This window comes from Yoonia sp. GPGPB17, from assembly GCF_037892195.1.
GTDB lineage: Bacteria > Pseudomonadota > Alphaproteobacteria > Rhodobacterales > Rhodobacteraceae > Yoonia.
Genome location: NZ_JATACI010000002.1, coordinates 103,286 through 124,757, shown reverse-complemented (window position 1 = coordinate 124,757; position 21,472 = coordinate 103,286). Strand labels below are relative to the sequence as shown.

23 protein-coding genes and 2 pseudogenes are annotated in these 21,472 nt (G+C 56.3%); 9 read left to right on the top strand and 16 right to left on the bottom strand.

The features are described from left to right. Positions 1–151 precede the first annotated feature (151 nt). Both QTO30_RS00945 and QTO30_RS00940 read left to right on the top strand, forming a co-directional pair. The gene (locus QTO30_RS00945) at positions 152–1,213 is read left to right on the top strand and encodes a helix-turn-helix transcriptional regulator (RefSeq protein WP_340421878.1); all 1,062 of its coding nucleotides are present in this window, start codon (positions 152–154) and stop codon (positions 1,211–1,213) included. A 26-nt stretch (positions 1,214–1,239) separates the two neighbouring features. Further along, entirely contained in the window at positions 1,240–1,818 is a 579-nt protein-coding gene (locus QTO30_RS00940; RefSeq protein WP_340421876.1) for an alpha/beta fold hydrolase, read from the top strand. Between the two features lie 99 nt (positions 1,819–1,917). Here QTO30_RS00940 and QTO30_RS00935 read toward each other — a convergent pair. Beyond that, a pseudogene (locus QTO30_RS00935) lies at positions 1,918–2,383 on the bottom strand (MmcB family DNA repair protein). A 117-nt stretch (positions 2,384–2,500) separates the two neighbouring features. On the opposite strand from QTO30_RS00935, the gene QTO30_RS00930 reads away from it, so the two are divergent. The 4 genes from QTO30_RS00930 (at position 2,501) to QTO30_RS00915 (ending at position 4,387) form a co-directional block, all read left to right on the top strand. Continuing rightward, positions 2,501–2,815 (top strand): ArsR/SmtB family transcription factor, encoded by a 315-nt coding sequence (locus tag QTO30_RS00930; protein ID WP_340421874.1) that lies wholly within the window; start codon positions 2,501–2,503, stop codon positions 2,813–2,815. Beyond that, positions 2,812–3,219, top strand: a complete 408-nt coding sequence (locus tag QTO30_RS00925; protein ID WP_340421872.1) for an SRPBCC family protein — start codon at positions 2,812–2,814, stop codon at positions 3,217–3,219. Before QTO30_RS00930 ends, QTO30_RS00925 begins: the two co-directional genes overlap by 4 nt. Before the next feature lie 256 nt (positions 3,220–3,475). Beyond that, positions 3,476–3,622 carry a hypothetical protein gene (locus tag QTO30_RS00920; RefSeq protein WP_340421870.1) on the top strand — a complete coding sequence of 49 codons (147 nt, stop codon included), beginning with the start codon at positions 3,476–3,478 and terminating at the stop codon, positions 3,620–3,622. 261 nt (positions 3,623–3,883) lie between these two features. After that, positions 3,884–4,387 carry an aggregation factor core gene (locus QTO30_RS00915; RefSeq protein ID WP_340421869.1) on the top strand — a complete coding sequence of 168 codons (504 nt, stop codon included), beginning with the start codon at positions 3,884–3,886 and terminating at the stop codon, positions 4,385–4,387. A gap of 467 nt (positions 4,388–4,854) precedes the next feature. On the opposite strand, the gene QTO30_RS00910 is transcribed toward QTO30_RS00915, so the two are convergent. From QTO30_RS00910 to QTO30_RS00880, 7 genes are all read right to left on the bottom strand, one after another. Further along, positions 4,855–5,172, bottom strand: a complete 318-nt coding sequence (locus tag QTO30_RS00910; RefSeq protein ID WP_340421868.1) for a hypothetical protein — start codon at positions 5,170–5,172, stop codon at positions 4,855–4,857. 56 nt (positions 5,173–5,228) lie between these two features. Further along, entirely contained in the window at positions 5,229–5,702 is a 474-nt protein-coding gene (gene nusB, locus QTO30_RS00905) for a transcription antitermination factor NusB (RefSeq protein WP_340421867.1), read from the bottom strand. Next, entirely contained in the window at positions 5,699–6,238 is a 540-nt protein-coding gene (locus QTO30_RS00900; RefSeq protein WP_340421866.1) for a 6,7-dimethyl-8-ribityllumazine synthase, read from the bottom strand. Before QTO30_RS00900 ends, nusB begins: the two co-directional genes overlap by 4 nt. Next, complete coding sequence (ribB, locus tag QTO30_RS00895) at positions 6,238–7,368, bottom strand: 3,4-dihydroxy-2-butanone-4-phosphate synthase (protein ID WP_340421865.1); 1,131 nt, start codon at positions 7,366–7,368, stop codon at positions 6,238–6,240. Before ribB ends, QTO30_RS00900 begins: the two co-directional genes overlap by 1 nt. Before the next feature lie 99 nt (positions 7,369–7,467). Next, positions 7,468–8,028, bottom strand: a complete 561-nt coding sequence (locus QTO30_RS00890) for a hypothetical protein (RefSeq protein ID WP_340421864.1) — start codon at positions 8,026–8,028, stop codon at positions 7,468–7,470. Continuing rightward, the gene (locus QTO30_RS00885; RefSeq protein WP_340421863.1) at positions 8,025–8,153 is read right to left on the bottom strand and encodes a hypothetical protein; all 129 of its coding nucleotides are present in this window, start codon (positions 8,151–8,153) and stop codon (positions 8,025–8,027) included. The genes QTO30_RS00890 and QTO30_RS00885 overlap by 4 nt, the downstream gene beginning before the upstream one ends. Positions 8,154–8,247: 94 nt before the next feature. Further along, positions 8,248–8,844 carry a riboflavin synthase gene (locus QTO30_RS00880; RefSeq protein WP_340421862.1) on the bottom strand — a complete coding sequence of 199 codons (597 nt, stop codon included), beginning with the start codon at positions 8,842–8,844 and terminating at the stop codon, positions 8,248–8,250. Positions 8,845–8,969: 125 nt separating this feature from the next. Here QTO30_RS00880 and QTO30_RS00875 point away from each other — a divergent pair, with 125 nt between their 5' ends. Beyond that, entirely contained in the window at positions 8,970–10,265 is a 1,296-nt protein-coding gene (locus QTO30_RS00875) for a capsule biosynthesis protein (protein WP_340421860.1), read from the top strand. A gap of 10 nt (positions 10,266–10,275) precedes the next feature. Next, positions 10,276–12,271: pseudogene (locus QTO30_RS00870) on the top strand (capsular polysaccharide biosynthesis protein). Here QTO30_RS00870 and ribD read toward each other — a convergent pair. The 5 genes from ribD to QTO30_RS00845 form a co-directional block, all read right to left on the bottom strand. Further along, a complete protein-coding gene (ribD, locus tag QTO30_RS00865) occupies positions 12,272–13,366 on the bottom strand; it encodes a bifunctional diaminohydroxyphosphoribosylaminopyrimidine deaminase/5-amino-6-(5-phosphoribosylamino)uracil reductase RibD (RefSeq protein WP_340421859.1) in 1,095 nt (364 codons plus the stop codon). After that, positions 13,363–13,836, bottom strand: coding sequence for a transcriptional regulator NrdR (gene nrdR, locus QTO30_RS00860; protein WP_340421858.1), 474 nt, complete (start codon positions 13,834–13,836; stop codon positions 13,363–13,365). The genes ribD and nrdR overlap by 4 nt, the downstream gene beginning before the upstream one ends. A 144-nt stretch (positions 13,837–13,980) precedes the next feature. Further along, on the bottom strand, positions 13,981–14,490 hold the full coding sequence (locus tag QTO30_RS00855) for a hypothetical protein (protein ID WP_340421856.1): 510 nt from the start codon (positions 14,488–14,490) through the stop codon (positions 13,981–13,983). A 65-nt stretch (positions 14,491–14,555) separates the two neighbouring features. Next, positions 14,556–14,960, bottom strand: coding sequence for a secondary thiamine-phosphate synthase enzyme YjbQ (locus QTO30_RS00850; RefSeq protein ID WP_340425850.1), 405 nt, complete (start codon positions 14,958–14,960; stop codon positions 14,556–14,558). 46 nt (positions 14,961–15,006) lie between these two features. Then, positions 15,007–15,264 (bottom strand): hypothetical protein, encoded by a 258-nt coding sequence (locus QTO30_RS00845; RefSeq protein ID WP_340421855.1) that lies wholly within the window; start codon positions 15,262–15,264, stop codon positions 15,007–15,009. Positions 15,265–15,419: 155 nt separating this feature from the next. Between QTO30_RS00845 and QTO30_RS00840 the strand changes: the two genes are divergently transcribed. Then, the gene (locus QTO30_RS00840; protein WP_340421854.1) at positions 15,420–17,063 is read left to right on the top strand and encodes a tetratricopeptide repeat-containing sulfotransferase family protein; all 1,644 of its coding nucleotides are present in this window, start codon (positions 15,420–15,422) and stop codon (positions 17,061–17,063) included. Positions 17,064–17,100: 37 nt separating this feature from the next. Here QTO30_RS00840 and QTO30_RS00835 read toward each other — a convergent pair whose 3' ends face one another. The 3 genes from QTO30_RS00835 to dnaG form a co-directional block, all read right to left on the bottom strand. After that, positions 17,101–17,361, bottom strand: a complete 261-nt coding sequence (locus tag QTO30_RS00835) for an HlyU family transcriptional regulator (protein ID WP_340421851.1) — start codon at positions 17,359–17,361, stop codon at positions 17,101–17,103. Between the two features lie 14 nt (positions 17,362–17,375). Next, on the bottom strand, positions 17,376–19,361 hold the full coding sequence (rpoD, locus tag QTO30_RS00830; protein WP_340421850.1) for an RNA polymerase sigma factor RpoD: 1,986 nt from the start codon (positions 19,359–19,361) through the stop codon (positions 17,376–17,378). A gap of 130 nt (positions 19,362–19,491) precedes the next feature. Continuing rightward, positions 19,492–21,456, bottom strand: a complete 1,965-nt coding sequence (gene dnaG, locus QTO30_RS00825; RefSeq protein WP_340421848.1) for a DNA primase — start codon at positions 21,454–21,456, stop codon at positions 19,492–19,494. Positions 21,457–21,472 lie beyond the last annotated feature (16 nt).

Below are 21,472 nucleotides of genomic sequence, written 5' to 3'. Positions count from 1 at the left end.
CTATTATGTGGTTAATGTCTCCTATCAGCCCTCCACCGCTCAATCATCAATATTGGGGATTCTGGGACACAGCCTACCCGCTAACGCAGGCAAAGCGGTGCAAAAACAGCTTTCTGCTAGCTGCACCGCCACTTTGGGATAATCTGGTCGGGTGGAAGATCGTGACGTAGAAACCGAGGAACATGCGACGCTGAAACTGGTCGCGAGCGCCTATGGCGTGGCGATCAAGCCAGAACGTTTCGGCGATCTTCTGGCAGCCTGGGACGCGTGGAGCGACAGCATTCTGCGCGATGAAGGACTGGCCTATCGCGAGATTTCAAGTGTTTTTCAAGAGGCGCTGCTCGCCTCAGAGAGGCTCAACAACACTCAGGAAGAAAAAGATCTGCTGGATCAGGTGGCCTCGCCCGCGATCTTGCTGGACAAGGCGCATAACATTGTGTCGCACAATGCCAGCACACGCGCCTTGCTCGATGAAGAAGGCGTGGATTGTGCCACACTGATCGCCACATCCTCCAAACCTTTTGTCACACTGCCTGAAACCGCACGCCGCGCCTATCGGATGACCGGCCCGGGCACGCTGCGCAGTTTTCTGGCTGTCGAAACACCTTTGGGCCAGAACCTGAAATCGGCCTATCCGCTGGCCGAAACCGTGGTCCGGTTGTCATCGATTGACTGGACCCCTGTCTTTGCTGCTGATCTGTCCGAGAACCTGAACCTGAGTGCCGCCGAAACCCGCGTCGCCCGCGGCCTGCTCGAAGGGCGCACCGCGCAAGAGATAGCGGGCCATCTGGGCCGCAGCGTGGCGACCATTCGCAGCCATATCAAAGTACTGTTGAAAAAGACCGGAGCACGGCGGCAGACCGAATTGGTGCAGTTCTTGACAATCCTGCGGCAAGTCGCCGAAGCGCGGCCATCACCACAGGTCGACGCAACCATGGGCGAGGGTTTCGTGGTTCGCGATATCACCCGCGATACAGGCATGCTCCGCACCATTCGATACGGTGCGGGTCACAGCGTGCTGTACTTTACCACATCCTCAAGGCCGCAGGAAAACAGCGCCGTGCGCGACGCCTTCGCATCTGCAGGTCTGCAGGTCATCGCGCCCTGTCGCCCCGGCTTTGGCGGCAGCGACCCGGTGCGTGGGGACAGTTCTGACGTGCTTTGCGCCGATTGGCTGGATGATTTACGCGAGGCCTGCGGGGGCGCCCTGTGATCGTGGGCCATCGAGAAGGGGGTATTTTGGCCGCAAAGGCCGTTGGCCGACTGCTCGCGCAGGGTTATGAAATCGCTGGCTTGGTGCTGATCTCCACCGGGGCACCGGTCCGTGATCTGCGCGCATTTGAGGCCGCAGCGCCGTCGATCCGGCGGTCGTTTCTAGCAGCGCATTCCGCATCTGCAGCGCTGCGGTTGGGGTATCGCAGTGCCGCGCATCTTTTTCGCTCTGGCCGGATAGGTGAAGACCTGATCATCGATTTCTTTGTGCGCGACAGCCCAGCTGACGCCAACGCGCTAGCTGACCCGAACCTGCGCGAGACACTGCGCAGCAACCTAGCCTACTGCTTTGAAGATGCCGACCAGATCGTCAGCGATGTCGCGACGTGGGGACAGGATTGGAGCGCGACCTTGGCGCAGGTGGCATCTGCGATACCGGTGACCTTCATCCATGGGACAGAAAACACAGTGCAGGATATTGCCTCTCTGCGCACACTATGCGCCGAGACCCCCCGTATCACCCTGCATGAGATTGGGGATCAGGGGCAGATGGCACTCTACCAAAGCCCAGGTCGGATCGCGGCGTGGATTGCAGAGATTGCCTAGGCAATGGCTTGTGGTACACAGCGCAGGATATGTCCTCATAACGTCGATCTGATCGCGTTAGGCAACGTCTGCTAAGGGCTGAAACCAGACCCTTGACATTCAATAGATTCTTTCAACAACAAAATCAGGATCACGCGCCGCTTGCGCGCGTACCGCCGCGTGGCGTGCAAACTTCTGTACCATGACCTTGCGCCGCGCACCCGCCAGTTTCGCTTCAGGCCCCATGCGGATGATCTCGGCATCGTAGGCATCGGCGAGGATCAGCCCGGTGTCATCCGGTAACAACTCGGTCGGGAAATCGCTGTCGACGGCCCAGAAAAATCGGTCGCACCATTCCAGATAACCTTGCCACTTATGATCGGACTGAAAATCGGCGCGGCTTGATTTGCATTCGACGATCCAGACCTCTCCCTTGGGGGCCCAAACCCATCACATCAACGCGCAAGCCCGAAGTTGGCACCAGTTCCTCGACGCTGACAAAGTCAAGGCTGCGCAAGGCGCGCGACACGCCACGGGCAAGCAATTGGCCAGGCATAAGGCTGGGTGTGTCGTGATCATCTGGCATGCACAATACCCTGAACAATAGGTGAACAAAACTCAAGAAGAAAAACAAATTGACATGATACCATCTGGTATTGCATCAATATGAAACCAAAAGGTATCACTTATGAGGGGCCTGATCATGGAGACACAACCAACCTTCCGCGCGCTCGCTGATCCGACGCGGCGCGACATTCTTTTGATGCTCCGCCACAAGGACATGACCATCGCGGAGGTCGCCGACAACTTCGACATGACGCGGGCAGCCGTGAAGAAACACCTGACTGTTCTGTCGGATGGCGGGCTGATCACCGTACGTGCGCAAGGGCGCGAAAGGATCAACACCTTAAACCCCAGTGGGATGGCCCCTTTGCGCGATTGGCTGACCTTCTTTGACGCCTTCTGGGATGACCGCTTGAGCGCCCTGAAATCAGCTATTGAAAAGGACACAAAATGACACTTCAAAAATCCATTTACCTCAAAGCAGCAAAATCAGATGTCTGGGCCTACCTGACTGATCCTGACAAACTGGCGCTTTGGTTTCACAAACCCAGCAAGGCTTTGGCCGAAGGCGATAACTATGAAATGTTTGGCACAGAAAGTGGTAACAAACTAATGTGGGGCAAGGTTCTGACGTCCACGCCACATGACCACCTGTCATACACTTTCACGATCGGTCCAATGGGCGATGCGGTCAGTACTGTAACCTGGACATTGGATGAGGTGCCCGGGGGCACGCGCCTGTCATTGCGCCATGAAGGGCTGCCAGAAGGTGAGGCAGGGTTTGATCTTACCTTGGCATTGGATAAGGGCTGGGATGATCATTTGGCGCGGATGCGGGAATCGCTGCACGCCCCGTAGGGTTGATGGAGCGAAGATCGAGTCACTGAAACAATCTTGCAAAGAAATGCGCAATTGGTAACCTCGCCCATATTTAAGTTTTTCAAAACAATAGGTTACGAAATGCTTGCCACATTCGGTTCATCGAATAGAGACGGCTTTGTGACACAATCTGGACGTTTTACGTTGTGTTACTTGGGCAAAGGTCACCACTGCGTCACGTTTTCGGCGGCTTTGTTACGTAGACATTAAGGCAAGCAACAAGGGAATGCTGCCAATGTCACTGTTAACGAATATCACGTTTTTCGAAGTTTCCATGGCTCTGGTGTTTGTCGGCCTTGCTGAGCGCCTGCTGCTTGGCTACGCCCCCGCCGAGATGGTCGGCGCCAAGGGTTGGTTGATCCGTGGCGACATCGACGAATAAAGAACCGAAAGCCTTGCCCTTCGCCACATGCCCGCCTACGTAGTTGGGCGACGGGTTCTGCGCCTCACGTATACCACAGGTACAAATCCAGCGGCCTTACGCAAATCCTCGGGGGCTGGCTCTGTTTTGACCCTGGTCTGATTACCTGGCGCCCACCTGTACTTACAGGTCCTCAGGATTAGCTACCTCTACGGTTGCCGTGGTCCCCGTCACCTTTTCCTGCGAAATTGACCAGCCGGTGCACAGCACTAACTGTGCAAGATGAAAAGCATCATACCTTCCGCAGCCTTGCTGGCGTTGCTCGCCTCGCCTGCCTTGGCCGATATCACGGTGCGCTTTGTCGAAAGCGCGCCGAAGGATCGCTTTGTCATCTCAAGTGATACCTGCCCCTTGCAAGATGTTGACGTTCTGATTGACCTGGATGGATCAGCCGGTGGCCTCATATTTGATGTGACCTCAGCCGGTGCCGGGGTCGAGATCTTTCAACCCGTTGAAGTGCAGAGCGGTATCGTAACGGCCCAACCTGTTGTCGATGGCGATCAACAGCTCTCCTTTCAAATCAGCGATTTGCGTGCAGGTGATGACATCGTCATTTCCGCTGATCTGGATGACGTCCTGACCAACAGCAGTCTGGGACAAATTCGTGTTGCGGGATCAGAACTGGATGGCGCTATCGTTCAGATGACGATCGGGGGCGAAACACAAACCGCAGTTTTTGCTGAAGGCGCAAACACCGTGGTCCTGAGTCACAGCTGTTTGAGCTAGAGGTGAAGCGGGCCGCTGGGTCACAACCCATGCTATATCATCAGATGCAGCCTTAGAGAATCTTCATCGCGTTTAACGCATTGTGAAGCGTCAGTACCAATCCCGCACTCTTGTGTTCCCCGTCACCACAGGAGGTGTCATGGCGCCTTCGCGTCGGAAACGGCGCGATGGCCCGAGGCTCATCAAACCGATGATGTTGATCATTGCGGTTGAGATTTGTCGCCTTCTGCATGAGGCTTTCTGCGTCGATAGGTTCGAACCTTGTCGTCATCCTGCCAATGTCCATATCAAGTAGAACGAAGTGCATAGCCGGTCGGCCGCGCACAATTGGACAGTGGACGGAATGAGCCGGTAAAGTCACCAAACCAAAGGCATAGACGCGTATAACTCTGGTTTATATTGCGGCTTTTCTAGTGTTATCCGACAGATCTGGGCGCCGTGACCCCGGCAAACCTTCGGAGTCGATGCTATGTCCGATCCGACTGCCTTTGTGCATGCGCATGAACGGGGATAAGCGGTCCCCGAAAGTCGTCATCGTCATCATCGTCATCTTTTGCTTGCGCCATGACCACGATTGCGAACTGCACACTGCCAAAGATGGTGCCGTGAAAGAACCATAGCAAGAAAACAGCCAACACCCCAATGTCGGAACCCGCAATAAGTGACCCCAAACCGGCTACGTCACGCCACAGAATGAGGGCTACAAAAACTGCAGACAGCACAAAGCCAATCGCGCAATGACGTAGATAGAGACGCATCAGATCGGGTTCATTTTCGGGGCGCATGGGCGATCCTCCTTGTTTTTGAGGATAGCGTTGCCCGAACGAATGGCAAATCACATCTACTTGGAAAAGGCCTCTGGCTGCGCTTCGCGCGCCATATGATCCAGAACGGCATTCACGAACTTGGGTTCTTTGCCATCCGCCGAAAATGCCTCGGCCACGCCAACGAATTCGCTGATCACAACCTTGGGCGGCGTACTCTTGAGCGTCAGTTCGGCCCCTGCAGCACGGAACAAGGCCCGCCATGTGGGGTCAATCCGCGCTATCGGCCATTTGGCGACAAGCGCCCGGTCGGTCATCTGGTCGATCGCGGCCTGCTCATCGACTGCCTTTTCCATCAGCGCGCGGAATGTGTCCACATCGCCTTCGGTCATCTCGCCTTCCTCATAAACCGCACCCAAGCGGTGATCTTCGAACTCACGCGTGACCTGATCAACGGTCTGGGCCGTCGCCTCCATCTGAAAGAGCGCCTGCACGGTGTAAAGCCGCGCCGCCGATTTCATCTTGCGCTTTTGGTTGTTCGAAAGGGTCATGTTGAGGTCTTACTGTCGGTATCGCTTACCATCAGAATCTCACGGGTGAACCCCACGGTCTTCTCAGCTTTGCCCCACTTACGAGCGAGCGCGATCAGGTGCAAGGCCGCCGCCGCAGCCCCGCCACCTTTATTCATTTCAGCGGGGTCAGCGCGGACTTCGGCTTGCGTGCGGTTCTCGACTGTCAGGATACCGTTGCCGATGCAAAGACCTTGCAGACCGAGCAGTTGGATCGCCCGGCTGCTGTCATTGCAGACGGTGTCATAATGCGTTGTTTCGCCACGGATGACGCAGCCAAGCGCCACGTAGCCGTCAAAATTACTCATCCGCTCAGCAATGCCGATGGCAGTCGGGATCTCCAGTGCACCGGGCACTTCAACGATTTCCCAGGTGGCGCCTGCCTTTTCGATTTCAGCCTTGGCACCGGCGATCTGATTGTCCGAGATATCTTTGTAGTAGGGCGAGGCGACGATCAATATTTTGACCGGCTTATCGAATTCCGGCAAAGGCATAATGTAATGTGATGCGCCAGCCATTATCCAATCTCCGAAATCTTGCGTGTCCCGGTGATCTCCAAGCCATAGGCATCCAGCCCCACGACCTTGGGCTGCGGCGAATTTGTCAGCAGTTCAATTTCGTGCAGGCCCAGAGAACTCAGAATCTGTGCGCCCAACCCGTATTGGCGAAGGGTCTGTGGCGACGCTTCTTCGCTTGGGTCCAGTTTCATATGCAGATCACGCAAAAGTACAAGAACGCCGCGCCCTTCATCTGCGATCAGTTTCATCGCATCGCCAAACTCATCACGTCGTCCTTTCGGGCCGACACCCACAACATCCAGCATCGGGTCCATCGCGTGCATGCGAACCAAAACGGGCTCTGGCGTTGCAATGTCACCCTTGATCAACGCGATGTGTTCGGCCCCTTGGGTTTCATCCGTATAGATTCGCAGCTCCCACTCGCCACCGAATTCGGATTGAATCGTGCTGGCTTCGCGCACGCGCACCAGATTGTCGTGGCGGCGACGGTAGGCGATCAAATCGCTGATGGTGCCAATCTTAAGGTTGTGCAATTGGGCGAAAGCGATGAGGTCCGGCAGGCGCGCCATCTCACCATCTTCCTTCATGATCTCACAGATCACACCGGACGGGTTCAAACCGGCCAGGCGCGAGATATCAACGGCCGCTTCTGTATGCCCGGCGCGGACAAGCACACCACCTTCGCGGGCGCGCAGCGGAAAGACATGGCCCGGCGTTGCAATATCAACTGCACCCTTTGAGGCGTCAATTGCGGTCGCCACAGTACGTGCACGGTCATGGGCCGAGATACCAGTACTCACGCCTTCGCGCGCTTCGATGCTCACTGTAAAGGCCGTCTCGTGGCGGGATGAGTTGTGTGAGGCCATCAGCGGCAGGCCCAGCGCATCAATCCGCTCACCTGGCAATGTCAGGCAGATCAGCCCGCGCCCATGCTTGGCCATGAAGTTGATTGCATCCGGCGTCGCCATTTGCGCCGGGATGACCAGATCACCCTCGTTTTCGCGATCTTCATGATCGACCAGAATGAACATCTTGCCATTCCGGGCATCGTCAATGATGTCCTCGATCTTGCTGATCGCGTCCGTCCAATCGCGTTCGACCGGGCCGGGGGTTTCAAATGCGCTGTTCATAGGTGTCTCCGCAGGCGTGTTGCAAAGGCAGATAGCCCAGCGCCGGGGTTTTGGAAAGTAACTAAGGGTGGTCTGCCGTAAGGTGGATCCTGATCCACCTTACCTTTGAAAGAACCGATCCGCCTGCAAATAACCTGCCGCGCGCGCCGCCTCTGCCCACTCACGTTCAAACGCGGTGTCACCAACAATAACAATGCGATCCGCGGGATGGCCCTTTGCGTTGATGATTGCCCGCATCTGATTCCGCATTTCGGCCCAGCTGGCATTGAAAGCAGGTGCCGCATGCGCAGCGCTCAAACCCGGCAGGCTGCCCAGATGCGTTGGCGTGACTGGCAGATGTGCGACGCCCGCGCATTCTGTTCGCACCAATGCGCTCAGTTTTGCTGCCCTGTCAGATGGCATCGCCTGCCCCTCGCGCAGCACCTGCAACGCATTGTTGGAGAACAGGAACCCGATCAAATCATGGCCGGAACTGGCCCTGATCCCGGCATAGGTCTTATATGGCAACCCCAGTTCCGCCGCCCGCCGGACCCGCAAGCGGACCACTTCCAACGGCAGCGTCGGCATCAGTTCTTTACGTGCCTTAGTCCAGACATGCTTGCGCCAGCTTTGCCCCGGCGCGTCAACCCGACCAGAGTTATGTCCAATACCCGCTGTCATTCCGTCATCCATTTCACATCCCGTAACGCAGCCTCGCGCGCGGCGGCTTCGGTGTCAAACGGTGTTGGCGGTGCCTCAGACAGGTAGCGCCAACCATGCGCATCTTCGGGGTCGCGCTTAAGCATTCACGATAGGCGAACTGCCCATCTGTCAGGCGCATAATATCAACGCAGCGGTCCCCCGTCGCGTCCTCGATGGACGCAAGGACCAGCGGTTTCATCAGCCGTAATCGCGCAAACGCGCGACATAGCGAGCCATCGTATCAATCTCGAGATTGATCCGGTCACCGACCGCCGTGTCGCCCCATGTCGTCGCGATCTTGGTATGCGGGATAAAGTTGATCCCGAAATCCACACCATCCACCTCATTCACGGTCAGAGACGTGCCATTCAGGGCCACCGATCCCTTTGGTGCAATAAATCGCGCCAGGTCCTTTGGTGCGCGGAAAGTGACACGCGTGCTGTCGCCTTCGTCTTGCATGCCCACAACCTCGGCCACGCCATCCACATGGCCGGAAACAATATGCCCGCCCAGTTCGTCGCCTACTTTCAGGGCGCGCTCCAGATTGAGTCTTCCATCGACGGTCCAATCGCCCACGTTAGTCGCGCCCACAGTCTCGGCTGAAATTTCGACATCAAACCAGTTTTGTGGTTCTTGCCCCAACGCGATCACCGTCAGGCATACGCCATTGCAGGCAATAGACGCCCCAATATCGATCCCAGCGATATCGTACCCAGTCCCGATCCGTGCGCGCAAATCGCCACGCTGTTCCAGTTCCAGCACGGTGCCAATATCGGTGACAATTCCTGTGAACATGCCCGCAGTCTCCCTTCATCGTTTGCTTTGACCTAGCGTTTCATCTGCACACCCACAAGCCACAGGCTTGCCAGAACCTCTCTTTCAAGGCAGTAAGATGCATCTGTTTGTTCAAAATTGCGCTGATGCCACAACACAAAACCTATCTTTTCCTGCAAGGTCCGCATGGCCCCTTCTTTCGCCAGTTGGGTCAGATGCTGCGAAAAGCCGATGCGCAGGTATGGCGTGTAGGGTTCAATGCCGGGGATGCAGCGTTCTGGGGGCGCACACCGGGGTATATTCCGTTCCAAGGTGACATGACCAAATGGCCAAAGACACTCAGCGCGATCATCAAAGAGCATGCGATTACCGACATTGTGCTTTATGGCGACACCCGCCCGGCCCACGCCGAGGCCGTACGGCAGGCCAAAGCACTCGGTTTACGTGTTCACGTGTTTGAAGAGGGTTACATGCGGCCCTATTGGATCACCTATGAACGGGGTGGCAGCAACGGGCATTCGCGTCTTATGGATTTCTCCGTGGCGGATATGCGCGACCGGTTGGCCCATTCTGACATTGATATGCCAACACCACCGTCCCATTGGGGCGATATGCGCCAGCATATCTTTTACGGGGCCGCCTACCACTGGTTTGTTATGTTCCGAAACAGGCGTTATCCCGGTTTCAAACCCCATCGTGCATTGCCCGTTCATCGCGAAGCGATGCTCTACACCAAACGCTTGCTGTTGATGCCGTTTCTGGCTGTGCACAGGTTTTGGGCCACAAGGCGGATCAAAGCAGGCGGCTATCCGTATCATATCGCCTTGCTGCAATTGGAACATGACGCCAGCTTTCAGGCGCATTCATCCTTTGAAAACATGGAAGCTTTCATCGCGCAGGTGATTGCGGGTTTTGCAACCGGTGCACCAGCGCACCATCACCTTGTATTCAAGGCCCATCCACTTGAGAGTGGACAGTCGCCCTTGCGCCAGATGATCCGGCAGACAGCGGCGCAACACGGCGTTGCTGCGCGCACGCACTATCTGCGCGGTGGCAAGTTGGCACATATTCTGGATGCAGCGCGATCTGCGGTAACGGTCAACTCAACCTCTGGGCAGCAGGCGCTTTGGCGGGGTATTCCGCTGAAGGCCTTTGGCAGTGCTGTGTTTTCCAAGCCCGAGTTTGTTTCCGATCAGCCCCTGACTGATTTTTTTGCCGCGCCGCAACGCCCTGATGCACAGGCTTATCGCGAATACCGTCAGTTTCTTTTGGAGACCAGCCAGGTGCCCGGTGGCTTTTATTCCGCCTCTGGCCGTCAGCAGTTGCTGCGCGAACTGGTCGATAAGATGCTGGACGATGCCGACCCTTACGATGCCTTGCTGACAAGGCAATCCGACAAGGCTGCGCCATTGCGCGTTGTGCACAGCACCGCCCTGCAATAGTTTGCGCGAGATGATCCAAGATCCGCGCCAAAACCTCTATGTCTATAACGGCGGCCTGCTAACCAAGGGCCGCGTCCGACGCATTGTCGAACTTGCGGGCTATGACATCAAGCTTGGCGCACCTGGTCAGGGTGATCTGGTGGGCGTCTGGGGACATAGCCCGACATCGCCAAGAGGTGAGGCCATTGCCGAAATCAAGAACAGCCCCCTGGTGCGGATTGAAGACAGTTTCCTGCGCTCGGTCGGGTTAGGGCGCGATGCGCACCCGCCTATAGGGCTGAACATTGATCGCAACGGGGCGCATTATGACCCCAACACGCGGTCTGACCTTGAGATCATCCTGTCCGAAGACCCCCTTGACGATACCGCGCTTTTGGATCGGGCGCGGGCCGGAATTGCTGCGCTGAAGTCCGACCATATCTCAAAATACAACCGTTTTGACCCTGCCCTGCCCGCACCGGAACCGGGGTACGTTCTGGTGGTGGATCAGACCCGAAATGATGCATCGGTCAGAGCCTGTGGCGCCGACAGCAACACATTCCGAGAGATGCTATTCTATGCCCAAACCGAATACCCCGGCGCACAGATTGTCATCAAATCGCATCCCGAAACGGTGGCTGGCCATCGTAGCGGGTACTTTACCCCGAAGGATGCCAGCACGCAGATTTCATTTGCCGATCACAATGTCTCGCCCTGGGATCTGTTGGAGGGTGCAATCGCCGTTTACACCGTCAGTTCACAATTGGGTTTTGAGGCCGTCATGGCGGGGCATCGGCCTGTGGTTTTCGGACAGCCATTTTATACCGGCTGGGGATTGACCGATGATCGGACGCCGGTACAACGGCGCCAGCGCGGTTTGACGCGTGCGCAGCTATTTGCGGGCGCGATGATCCTTTATCCAACGTGGTACGATCCGTTTCACGACCGGCTGTGTAGCTATGAAGAGGCCGCCGCCACCCTAACGGTAGCTGCCAACGCATGGCGCGATGACTATGCAGGCTGGGTAGCCGCCGATATGCGTATGTGGAAGCGCAAACCGTTGCAGGCGTTCTTTGGCAAGCCAAAGCCAGTGTCCTTTGCAACTGATGCAAAGGCCAAAGCGCGTGCCGCAAAGAAAGGCTTGCGTTTGATGCGATGGGCCACCGCACCTGCGGATGATACGATATTGGTGGAAGACGGATTCTTGCGCTCGCGTGGCTTGGGGGCAAACCTGGTCGCCCCCCTAAGTCTTGTTTTGGACGACACCGGTATCTACTACGATGCAACCCGCGCCAGCCTGCTGGAAAACCTGATCAACGCCTCTGACAAGCTGAACGAAAGTGCGCGACTGCGCGCTTGGCGCCTTGATTGAGCGCATTGTTGAGGCGCGGTTGTCGAAATACAATCTGAAGGCCAAACCGCTGCCCACACTGCCCAAGGGCCGCCGTATCCTTGTGCCCGGACAGGTCGAGGATGACGCATCAATCAAGCTCGGGACATCGGAAGTTGCCGACAATCTGACGCTGCTGGAAATCACACGCAAGGCCAACCCGGCAGCCGTCATCATCTACAAGCCACACCCTGATGTCGAAGCCGGGTTGCGTCCCGGCGCGGTCCCAAACGCCAAGGAACTGGCCGATGTGGTCCTGTCCAAGGCGGACCCTATCGATGCAATTGAGGCCGTTGATGAGGTTTGGACCATGACATCTCTGCTAGGGTTTGAGGCTCTGTTGCGCGGCAAGAAGGTAACTTGCTTAGGGACGCCCTTTTATGCCGGTTGGGGGCTGACCGACGATCGGGCAATGCCGATTGATCGCAGGCAGGCACGGGTGGATCTCATTGCGCTGGTACACGCGACCTTGATCGCCTACCCACGTTACCGCGATCCTGTCACCGGCCTACCGTGCCCGGTGGAAGTGATTGTGGATCGCATTGAAAACAATGACTTGCCCAAAGCAGGGATTTTTAATCGCAGTCTTGCCAAACTTCAGGGGGTCTTTGCCAGCTACGCATTTCTGTGGCGGTGACTAACTACATGACTTGGTCCAGATATGGCAGATATCGCTGCCAACTGGTCTAACACTTTCAAGGGCAAACTGCGCCGCATCGGCCAGTTTATCAACACCCATTGCCGATAGCATCGGCGTGCCTTCAGCCCCAATGGCAGCACCGGCAGAGAACACGACAAGCTGATCCACCAGCCCGGCGTTCAACAAAGAGGCCGCGAGCATGCCGCCGCCCTCGCAAAAGACCCGCGTAATCCCTTGGTCGGCCAAAGTAGTCATCACAGCTTGGGGGTCTACCTGTTTTGCAACTATTGCACACGGCAGGCTGATGGCCCCCATAGCGGTCCAGTCAGCGACGTCGGCTCCCGTACCGTGGCAAAGCCAAACCGGGGTATCTGATGCAGTTTTGGCCAATTGGTTGGTTGCGGGGATCTTCATTGCGCGCGAGACGACAACGCGGACAGGTTGCTGAACAATGCCCAGACCACGCACGGTCAACGATGGGTCGTCGGCACGTACCGTTCCCGCCCCAACCATGACGGCATCATGAGTCGCTCGCATCATATGGACCATGCGGCGGGCAGCTGGCCCCGTGATCCACTGGCTTTCGCCAGTCGCTGTCGCAATACGTCCGTCCAACGTGCCTGCCAGTTTCAGGGTCACAAAGGGTCGTCGTTGGGTGATACGCGATAGAAAGCCCGCATGATCGCGCACAGCTTCTGCGTTCCCCACACCGCAATCGACCTGCACGCCTGCATTGCGCAGCATGGCAATACCGCGCCCGTTGACACGTTCATCAGGATCATCCGCCGCAATGACAACGCGGGCAACCTTGGCCGCTATCAGCGCATCCGAGCAAGGTGGCGTTTTGCCATGATGGGCGCAGGGTTCGAGCGTTACATAAACCGTTGCCCCGTTGGCCGCAGTGCCTGCCTGCGCCAGTGCAATCACCTCCGCATGGGGACGGCCACCGTCAGCGGTCCAACCGCGCCCTACGATCTGACCGTCCTTGACGATCACGCAGCCCACGGCCGGGTTGGGCCAAACACGCCCCCTGCCGCGCCGTCCCAGCATAAGGGCCAGCGCCATAAAACGAGCATCAGTTTGAGGGGTCACGCGTCGTCTTCGTCTTTACCATCGGGTCGGAGTTCGCTGACAAATTTGTCGAAATCATCTGCAGCCTGGAAGTTCTTGTAAACACTCGCAAAACGCACATAAGCAACAGTATCAATGCGCGCCAGGCTTTCCATCACAATCTCGCCAATGGTGCCGGACGGAATGTCCGTCTCGCCCATGCTTTCCAAGCGGCGGACAATGCCGCTGATCATCTGGTCAATCCGCTCAGGTTCCACCGGGCGCTTCTGCAATGCAATACGGATCGAGCGTTCCAGTTTGGGCCTGTCAAAATCTTCGCGGCGCCCATTGGTTTTGATTACCACCAAGTCACGCAACTGCACACGTTCATAAGTCGTGAAACGGCCCCCGCAGGCGGGACAAAAACGGCGACGGCGGATCGCCACATGGTCTTCTGCCGGGCGGCTGTCTTTTACCTGTGTGTCAACATTTCCGCAAAATGGGCAACGCATGTTCAGTCCTCATTGTTCCTGCTGGGGTCTATTGCTTGTGGCCCTGCCCCACTTATCCACAGGCACTATAGGAGTCCGCACAAGTTTTGGGTAGTGGGCAAATTGCTGCCCTAGATAAAGGGGGCCTAACGTGGCTAAATCGCCTCAATCAGGCAGAGCAAACCAGCGCCGTTCCTGATAATTCCAAGTCAGTCCAAGGTTCTCTTTAGCTTGCCAGAGGCCTTCCCCCCAAGCGAATTCCACCGTCTTGGGCGCACACGTCAACGCCGTCACAGTGGTCTCACCCTCTTGCACGGTAACACCGCCAAAACGCCTGACGGGTTTCTGCATCGCCTTTTCACTGAAAGGACGTTCAAAACCACCTAGCACCGTGTAACTGTATGGCCCACTATAGAAAGTGACCTCTTCCCAAATCGCGCTCCCGGCCCCGGGCCATGGCAGATAGTCCAACGTGGCCACAGGTTCTTGCAAGGTAAGCTCGGGCGCACCCATCGGCCCATAGCTGTAGCTGGCGGTGTCGGCGTCAAAACACACCTCAAGGGTGACATCACGATCCGCAATCTGACAGGCGATAAATGTCTCATGCTCTGGTCCGCAGACGGCATTTGCGGCCGTACTCGTCACCAAAAGACACAGCGCGATACGGCTTATCATCCGATGGACCCCTTCAACCGTCATAGACCTTTGCTAGAGCGGCAATCCACATCAGACAAGCACTTCTAGCACAGATGCGCGATGACGCCGCGCCGATGCACTCTGTCACGATGCTCAAACAGGTAAATCCCCTGCCATGTGCCCAGCGCCAGCCCGCCGTCAGTAACGGGGATGCTCAGGTGAGTAGGCAAAAGTGCTGCTTTGATATGGGCGGGCATATCGTCAGGCCCTTCATAGGTATGGGTCAGATATCTCATGCTAGGGTCTGTGGTCGGCGGCACCAGCCGGGAGAAATAGTTCTGCAGGTCAGTTTGCACCTCAGGATCAGCATTTTCCTGAATGACCAGACTGGCAGAGCTGTGCTGGATAAACAGCGTCAGAAGCCCCGTTCCGGTCACCCACTCCGCAACCTGAGGGGTGAATTCATAAAGGCCGGGGCCTGTCGTTGCGATTTCAAAACGGGTCTGCATGTAGCGCAGCATCACCGCGCTAGCGGCAATGCGCAACTGCTTTCAATCACTCGTCGGCACAGGCCAATGCGGTTTGGGCAGATCCATCAGCACCGCCGCGCCAATCATCAGGCAACGTAAGAATACCGGCGAGCAGCGGCGTAACAGCGACGGAGCAAACACCTTCTGCATCAGCTGTCTGCGCGGAAGGGGCAGCGACCTGAATGGCCGTGTCATGCTCAGGCTCAAAGCTGTAAGCACCGGCGGTCGGGGCGAATGTCACGGACAGCACAGCGGCTGCGAGGGAGATGGAGAGTTTGGTCATGACGACATCCTTTCTATGACAGGATGTGTGCCGAACCTTGGGTCATTTCAATCTGCTGAAACGCGATGTCACATGATCGTAAATGCACATGAGTAGTGCGTGATTCGTGTTTCAGACCCATCAACACAGTTTTCGAACTAAATAATCGTCGATATATGGCAAGTAAAAGCTCGGATGTTTCGCCGCTGAGACTGCCGAAAACAAGGAAAGACATCTTCATGGCTAAGATAGCACTCGCCACTATGCTGCTTGCAGCAAAAAATGCAGAGGACGCCGGGCAGCTAAGCAAAGCAAAGACGATTTTGAGCAAGGCCGCGAAGGACTATCCTAAAGACCCCAAACCACTTTTGCATCTCGGGCGCTTACTGTTACGCAAAGGGCTGAAGTCGGAACAGGTACTCCCGCTGCTGCCAAGGCTCTTGAAATTGGCACCACGGTCTGCGTTGGCGCATGAATTGGCGGCCCAGACACATTGTCGTCTGCGCAACTACGACGTCGCGCTTACCCATGCCAACAAAGCTGTGGCGTTGGCACCCAAGTCCGCAGACAGCCTCTATGTTGCAGCAACGGTCAATCAATTCAACAGTCGCCATGATGAAGCGATCAAGCTGATCAAAAAAGCGTTAAGCATCCGCCCGGATCACTTACCCTCCAAACTACTCCTTACGTCATCACTAAACTCAACCGGAGATCAGATTGCCGCTGAAAAGATTTGTCGCGAGATCTTTGCGGAACACCCCAACAATCTACATAACTTGTCAATCTGGAACCGGACCGTGAAGGCCTCCGTAAACGATCCCATTTATCAGCACATTCGCACCGTGTTGTTGCCTCATGTTGAGGCCAATAAGCATCCTAGCCTTCGAAGTGTATTGCTGATGCTGGGCAAGGCCGAGAACGACATCGAAAACTACACACAATCGTTCGAGTATTATCGGCAGGCCAAGACTCTGGAAACCACGCGCCACGATCGTAAAACGAACAGAGGCTTTGTAAGCGGTCTTATCTCTGGAACCTCGCGTGCTGACTTCTTTGGAATTGATGGTCATAGTAGCGAAAACCCGGTTCTTGTCGTCGGCATGCCCCGGACGGGGAGCACTTTGCTTGAACAAATCCTATCAAGTCACCCTGAGATCGGGGGAATCGGTGAACATAGTGAGATACGCAATCTCGCAAAATCGATTGGCTTTCGTCCAGGCGATGGCGCGGGCTTGTCACGGATCATACGGCACCTGTCGTCACCAAAGGCCAATGAGCTTGCAGAGCTTTATCTGAAACGCTCGGAAGCGATTGCACCTGGCAAGAAACGGGTTGTCTGCAAGAATCTGCATAACTTTGAACTATTGGGATTGTTTGCAAAGATGTTCCCAAAGGGCCGGATTATCATTGCGCTACGTGATCCGATGGATAACTGCGTGTCTTGCTACCTGCAGCCACTCACTCAGTTTCATAGCTATACACAGGACTTGACCTCACTTGGTGAGTACTACACCGATTTCCGGCGTTTGGTCGCGCACTGGCAAAAAGTCATCCCCAATCCAACTATGGAGGTAAGCTATGAGGACGTCGTTGCCGATACAGAAGGTATGGCACGCAAGATAATCGATTTTATCGGTTTGGATTGGGATCCCGCTTGCCTGAAGTTTCAAAGCAACAAAGCGCCGGTACACACTATTTCGGTCGCGCAAGTACGTCAGCCAATCTACAAAACCGCCGTTAACCGCTGGAAAAGGTATGAAGAATTTCTAGGTCCGTTAAAGGCGGAACTGGAGCATCTCTACCCGGACGGTTTTTCGTAGGTAGATAGGTTGGCTACACGCAGTGTGCCGATATGACTTAGCCAAACAAGCGGTCACCCTGTTCGTCAATGATCTGTTTGGCTTTGGCGATCGACACAGCATCGGCCTGCTCTTTGGATTGCAGCACGTCCGAGCGGATCAGCGTATGCTCCTGTCCGTCCTTTTCGATCCGTGCCGCAAGACGCCAACCCCCGCTTTCTTTTTGCGGAGTCGGCGTAATGACGAAGTCTTTATAGATCTCGGACGGAGTCGTCTTCGGTGCCTTCCCTCCGCCAAAGAGTTTGGAAAAGAGCGCCATGTGACGTCTCCCGCTTACTGATCCAAGAACGACCGCAACTTCCGCGACCGGCTTGGGTGCTTCAGCTTCCGCAACGCTTTCGCTTCGATCTGGCGAATACGTTCGCGCGTCACGCTGAACTGCTGGCCCACTTCCTCAAGCGTGTGGTCGGTATTCATGCCAATGCCGAAACGCATGCGCAGCACACGCTCTTCACGCGGCGTGAGCGACGCCAGAACCCGTGTTGTGGTTTCCTTGAGGTTTTCCTGAATGGCGCTGTCCAACGGCAGGATCGCATTCTTATCCTCGATAAAGTCACCCAACTGGCTGTCTTCCTCGTCCCCAATAGGCGTTTCAAGGCTGATCGGCTCCTTGGCGATTTTCATCACCTTGCGGACCTTTTCCAAAGGCATTTGCAGCTTCTCTGCCAGTTCCTCTGGTGTCGGCTCGCGGCCGATTTCGTGCAGCATCTGGCGCCCGGTACGGACCAACTTGTTGATGGTTTCGATCATATGTACCGGAATACGGATCGTGCGCGCCTGATCAGCAATGGACCGGGTGATCGCCTGACGGATCCACCATGTCGCATAGGTCGAGAACTTATAACCGCGGCGGTATTCGAACTTGTCGACGGCCTTCATCAGGCCGATGTTCCCTTCTTGAATAAGATCAAGGAATTGCAGGCCACGGTTCGTGTATTTTTTAGCAATTGAAATCACCAAGCGCAGGTTCGCCTCGACCATTTCCTTCTTGGCCTGACGCGCTTCTTTCTCGCCCTTCTGAACTTGCTGCACGATCCGGCGAAATTCGGTGATATCGACGCCAACATACTGCCCAACTTGCGCCATGTCACCGCGCAGCTCTTCGATCTTGGCGGTCGACTTTTCGATCAGCATCTGCCAGCCGCGACCCGACTTTTCGGTCATTTCCTCAAGCCAGTTCGGGTCCAGCTCGCGCCCACGATAGGCATCAATAAATTCGCGGCGGTTGATGCGGGCCTGGTCCGCCAGTTTCACCATAGAACTGTCGATAGACATGATCCGGCGGTTGATGCCGTAAAGCTGGTCGATCAGCGCCTCGATCCGGTTGTTGTGCAGATGCAGGGAATTCACCAGCTCCACAATCTCGGACCGCAGCTTTTGGTACTTCTTTTCCTGTTTGTCGGTGAACGAGGAATCTTCGTTCAGGGTCGCGGACATCCGGGCATCTTGCATGTCGGACAGATCGGCGAAATCGCGCGCGATCATCTCAAGCGTTTCCAAAACACGTGGCTTGAGGGCGGCTTCCATCGCGGCCAGCGACATATTGGCCTGATCGTCTTCATCGTCGTCGTCGTCCTTGGCAATCGGGTTGCCATCAGCGTCAAGCTCTTGCGTCTCTTCTTTCTTGGGCTCGGCCCCGGGGGTGGTAGGTGCCGCGACAACGGTTTCTTCCTCACCATCTTCGCCAAGCTGGTTGCCGAAGGTGGTTTCAAGGTCGATCACATCGCGCAGCAGAATGTCCTCGGACAAGAGTTCGTCGCGCCAGATGGTGATCGCCTGAAAGGTCAGCGGGCTTTCGCACAGCCCCAGGATCATCGTATTGCGGCCAGCTTCGATCCGCTTGGCAATCGCGATTTCACCTTCACGTGACAGCAGTTCAACTGAACCCATCTCGCGCAGATACATGCGCACAGGGTCATCGGTACGATCCAGCTTTTCGGCTTCTGCACCGCCAAGCGTCACCTCTCGAGAACCTGCAACCGTCGCCACGGCGGTGTTGCCTTGGGTCTCCTCGGTCTCTTCGCTCTCTTCTTCCTCGGTGACTTGGATGCCCATTTCGGACAGCATCGACATCACATCTTCAATCTGATCTGATGAGACCTGCTCGGGCGGCAGGACAGCATTCAACTGATCGTAAGTGATGTAGCCACGTTCCCGGGCGTCAGCGATCATCTTTTTGACCGCAGCCTGGCTCATATCAAGGCTGATGTCGCCATCCTGATCGGCGTCTTTACGATCATCGTTATCTTTCGCAGCCATTCGGAATGCCCTTTCGAACGCGTTATTCTAAGCCAAAGTGATTCGGCTGATTCGGTTAAAATCGAATCAACCTCGCATCGAGGTGATTCGCAAGCAGTTGGCGGATTGTTCTTGGTATCTGTTGCGCAAACTACGATTTAGGTCGTTTGCCGTCTTTAGCAAAGCCAATCTGTTCAAGAAGTTGGTCAAATGCGCTCTGCTCTTCTTTCTTCACACGGGCGCCGTTTTCGCCAATAGCGTATTCGGCCTTGTCATCATTGTCTCCACGCCCGGCCCGATCCACGGCTTTGGTCGCTTCCGCCAGACGCCACGTCAGCCCTTCATCTGCAATCCCGCTGAGGTCTTCAACCGCGTCTTCGATTTCGCGGACCTGACCTTGGCGTGCGGTCAGTTTGGCGAATTCTTCGGCAAGACACAGGCGCGCAATATCGGCGTCACCGCCCCGCCGGATAGCAGGGCTGATGGCGACATGGTTCTGTGCGATCAGCTTTTCAAGGGGCGCATCGCCGAGATCTTCGATAATTGCGCTGCGCAGATCCTCGGCACCAAGATGGCGCAACAAGCTGGCCTGCAGATCACGGTGCATCGGGTCGCGGCTTTCCATCTGCTCCAGCGCGGTCTCAAACTCGGGCGCGACAGTGGGAGCTGCGATCATCGTGGCCAAAATGACGGCTTCGCGCAAATGGTCCTGATCGGTCGCACCTGAGGCCAACGCAGAGCTACGCGACGCCGCCACGGGGCTGACATCACGTTTCCATGTGTCTTGGCGTGAATTCCAAGCACCGCCTTGTCCGCGCGCCGGTGTGGGTTTTCGGCTTGAGAACAGCGCCCACCGCATCTCCTTGATCGCTTGCCCATAGTGGTTTCGGATCGACGGATCTTGTATCAACTTGATCTTGTCACGGAGAGCCTTGTCCAGGGCAGCTTTGCGTTCGGGGCTGTCAAAGTTCTTCCCTTCCGTCTCACGCCGCCACAAAAGCTGCACCATCGGGATCGCCTGATCCAGCAATCGCTGCATCGCACCGGCCCCTTGCGTTTTGATCAGATCGTCCGGGTCCAGCCCTTCCGGCATCAGTGCAAAGCGCAGCGACTGCCCGGCTTCTAAGAGCGGCAGTGCAATATCAATCACCCGCATCGCGGCACGCAGACCGGCAGTGTCCCCATCCAACGCAATAATCGGCTCAGGCGCCATCCGCCACATCAGGCGCAACTGATCTTCGGTGATCGCTGTGCCCAAAGGCGCGACGGTTGCGGGAAACCCGGCCTCCGACAACGCAATAACATCCATATAGCCTTCGGCCACGACCAAAGGCTTGCCTTTGCTTACAGCTTCGCGGGCAGGTCCGTGGTTGAACAGGCTGCGGCCTTTGTCAAAGAGCGCCGTTTCAGGCGAGTTATAGTATTTTGCCGGATGGTTGGGGTCCATTGCGCGGCCCCCAAACCCGATGGCCCGCCCCCGCGCATCACGGATCGGAAACATGATCCGGTCACGGAAGCGATTATACAAACCGTTGCCCCGGTCGCTTTCGGCGGCCAACCCGGCATCAACAACTAATTTCTGGTCGACGCCCTTACCGGTTAGCTGTTCCAACACGCCGCCATTTGCGGGGGCAAACCCAATCTCCCAGCGCGCCTGCGCGTCAGCGCTCAATCCCCTGCGTTCCAGATAATCACGCGCCTCGGCAGCCGCGCCTGTCTGCAACTGCAGCCGGTGATACTGCACCGCCTGCTCCATCACATCGACCAACACGGTTCGCGCGTCGGCTTTCTCCTGCGCGCGCGGATCACGCTCCGGCATCGTCATGCCTGCCTCATCCGCCAAAATCTTCACCGCTTCCATGAAGTCGACGTTCTCGGTCTCGCGCACAAAGGTGATGGCATCGCCTTTGGCATGGCAGCCAAAGCAATAATAGTACCCTTTGCGGTCATCGACGTGAAAGCTGGCGGTCTTTTCCTGATGGAATGGACACGGCGCCCAAAGATCACCTTTACCCTGATTGGACTTGCGGGTGTCCCACATGACCTTACGACCCACGACCTGTCCCAAAGACAGTCGATTACGCAGTTCGTCAAGGAAACCGGGGGGCAAACTCATGCCCCTATTTATGCCG

Bases quoted from the DNA above. Each gene is read 5' to 3' on its own strand.
- ribB (WP_340421865.1), bottom strand. From the start codon at position 7,368: ATGAACAGCGCATTTGAAACCCCCGGCCCGGTCGAACGCGATTGGACG.
- QTO30_RS00875 (WP_340421860.1), top strand. From the start codon at position 8,970: ATGCCACAACACAAAACCTATCTTTTCCTGCAAGGTCCGCATGGCCCC.
- QTO30_RS00850 (WP_340425850.1), bottom strand. From the start codon at position 14,960: ATGCAGACCCGTTTTGAAATCGCAACGACAGGCCCCGGCCTTTATGAA.
- nrdR (WP_340421858.1), bottom strand. From the start codon at position 13,836: ATGCGTTGCCCATTTTGCGGAAATGTTGACACACAGGTAAAAGACAGC.
- rpoD (WP_340421850.1), bottom strand. From the start codon at position 19,361: ATGGCTGCGAAAGATAACGATGATCGTAAAGACGCCGATCAGGATGGC.
- QTO30_RS00920 (WP_340421870.1), top strand. From the start codon at position 3,476: ATGTCACTGTTAACGAATATCACGTTTTTCGAAGTTTCCATGGCTCTG.
- QTO30_RS00900 (WP_340421866.1), bottom strand. From the start codon at position 6,238: ATGGCTGGCGCATCACATTACATTATGCCTTTGCCGGAATTCGATAAG.
- QTO30_RS00845 (WP_340421855.1), bottom strand. From the start codon at position 15,264: ATGACCAAACTCTCCATCTCCCTCGCAGCCGCTGTGCTGTCCGTGACA.
- QTO30_RS00840 (WP_340421854.1), top strand. From the start codon at position 15,420: ATGGCAAGTAAAAGCTCGGATGTTTCGCCGCTGAGACTGCCGAAAACA.
- QTO30_RS00885 (WP_340421863.1), bottom strand. From the start codon at position 8,153: ATGCTTAAGCGCGACCCCGAAGATGCGCATGGTTGGCGCTACCTGTCT.
- QTO30_RS00890 (WP_340421864.1), bottom strand. From the start codon at position 8,028: ATGACAGCGGGTATTGGACATAACTCTGGTCGGGTTGACGCGCCGGGG.
- QTO30_RS00915 (WP_340421869.1), top strand. From the start codon at position 3,884: ATGAAAAGCATCATACCTTCCGCAGCCTTGCTGGCGTTGCTCGCCTCG.
- QTO30_RS00835 (WP_340421851.1), bottom strand. From the start codon at position 17,361: ATGGCGCTCTTTTCCAAACTCTTTGGCGGAGGGAAGGCACCGAAGACG.
- nusB (WP_340421867.1), bottom strand. From the start codon at position 5,702: ATGACCCTTTCGAACAACCAAAAGCGCAAGATGAAATCGGCGGCGCGG.
- QTO30_RS00910 (WP_340421868.1), bottom strand. From the start codon at position 5,172: ATGCGCCCCGAAAATGAACCCGATCTGATGCGTCTCTATCTACGTCAT.
- dnaG (WP_340421848.1), bottom strand. From the start codon at position 21,456: ATGAGTTTGCCCCCCGGTTTCCTTGACGAACTGCGTAATCGACTGTCT.
- QTO30_RS00855 (WP_340421856.1), bottom strand. From the start codon at position 14,490: ATGATAAGCCGTATCGCGCTGTGTCTTTTGGTGACGAGTACGGCCGCA.
- QTO30_RS00925 (WP_340421872.1), top strand. From the start codon at position 2,812: ATGACACTTCAAAAATCCATTTACCTCAAAGCAGCAAAATCAGATGTC.
- QTO30_RS00930 (WP_340421874.1), top strand. From the start codon at position 2,501: ATGGAGACACAACCAACCTTCCGCGCGCTCGCTGATCCGACGCGGCGC.
- QTO30_RS00880 (WP_340421862.1), bottom strand. From the start codon at position 8,844: ATGTTCACAGGAATTGTCACCGATATTGGCACCGTGCTGGAACTGGAA.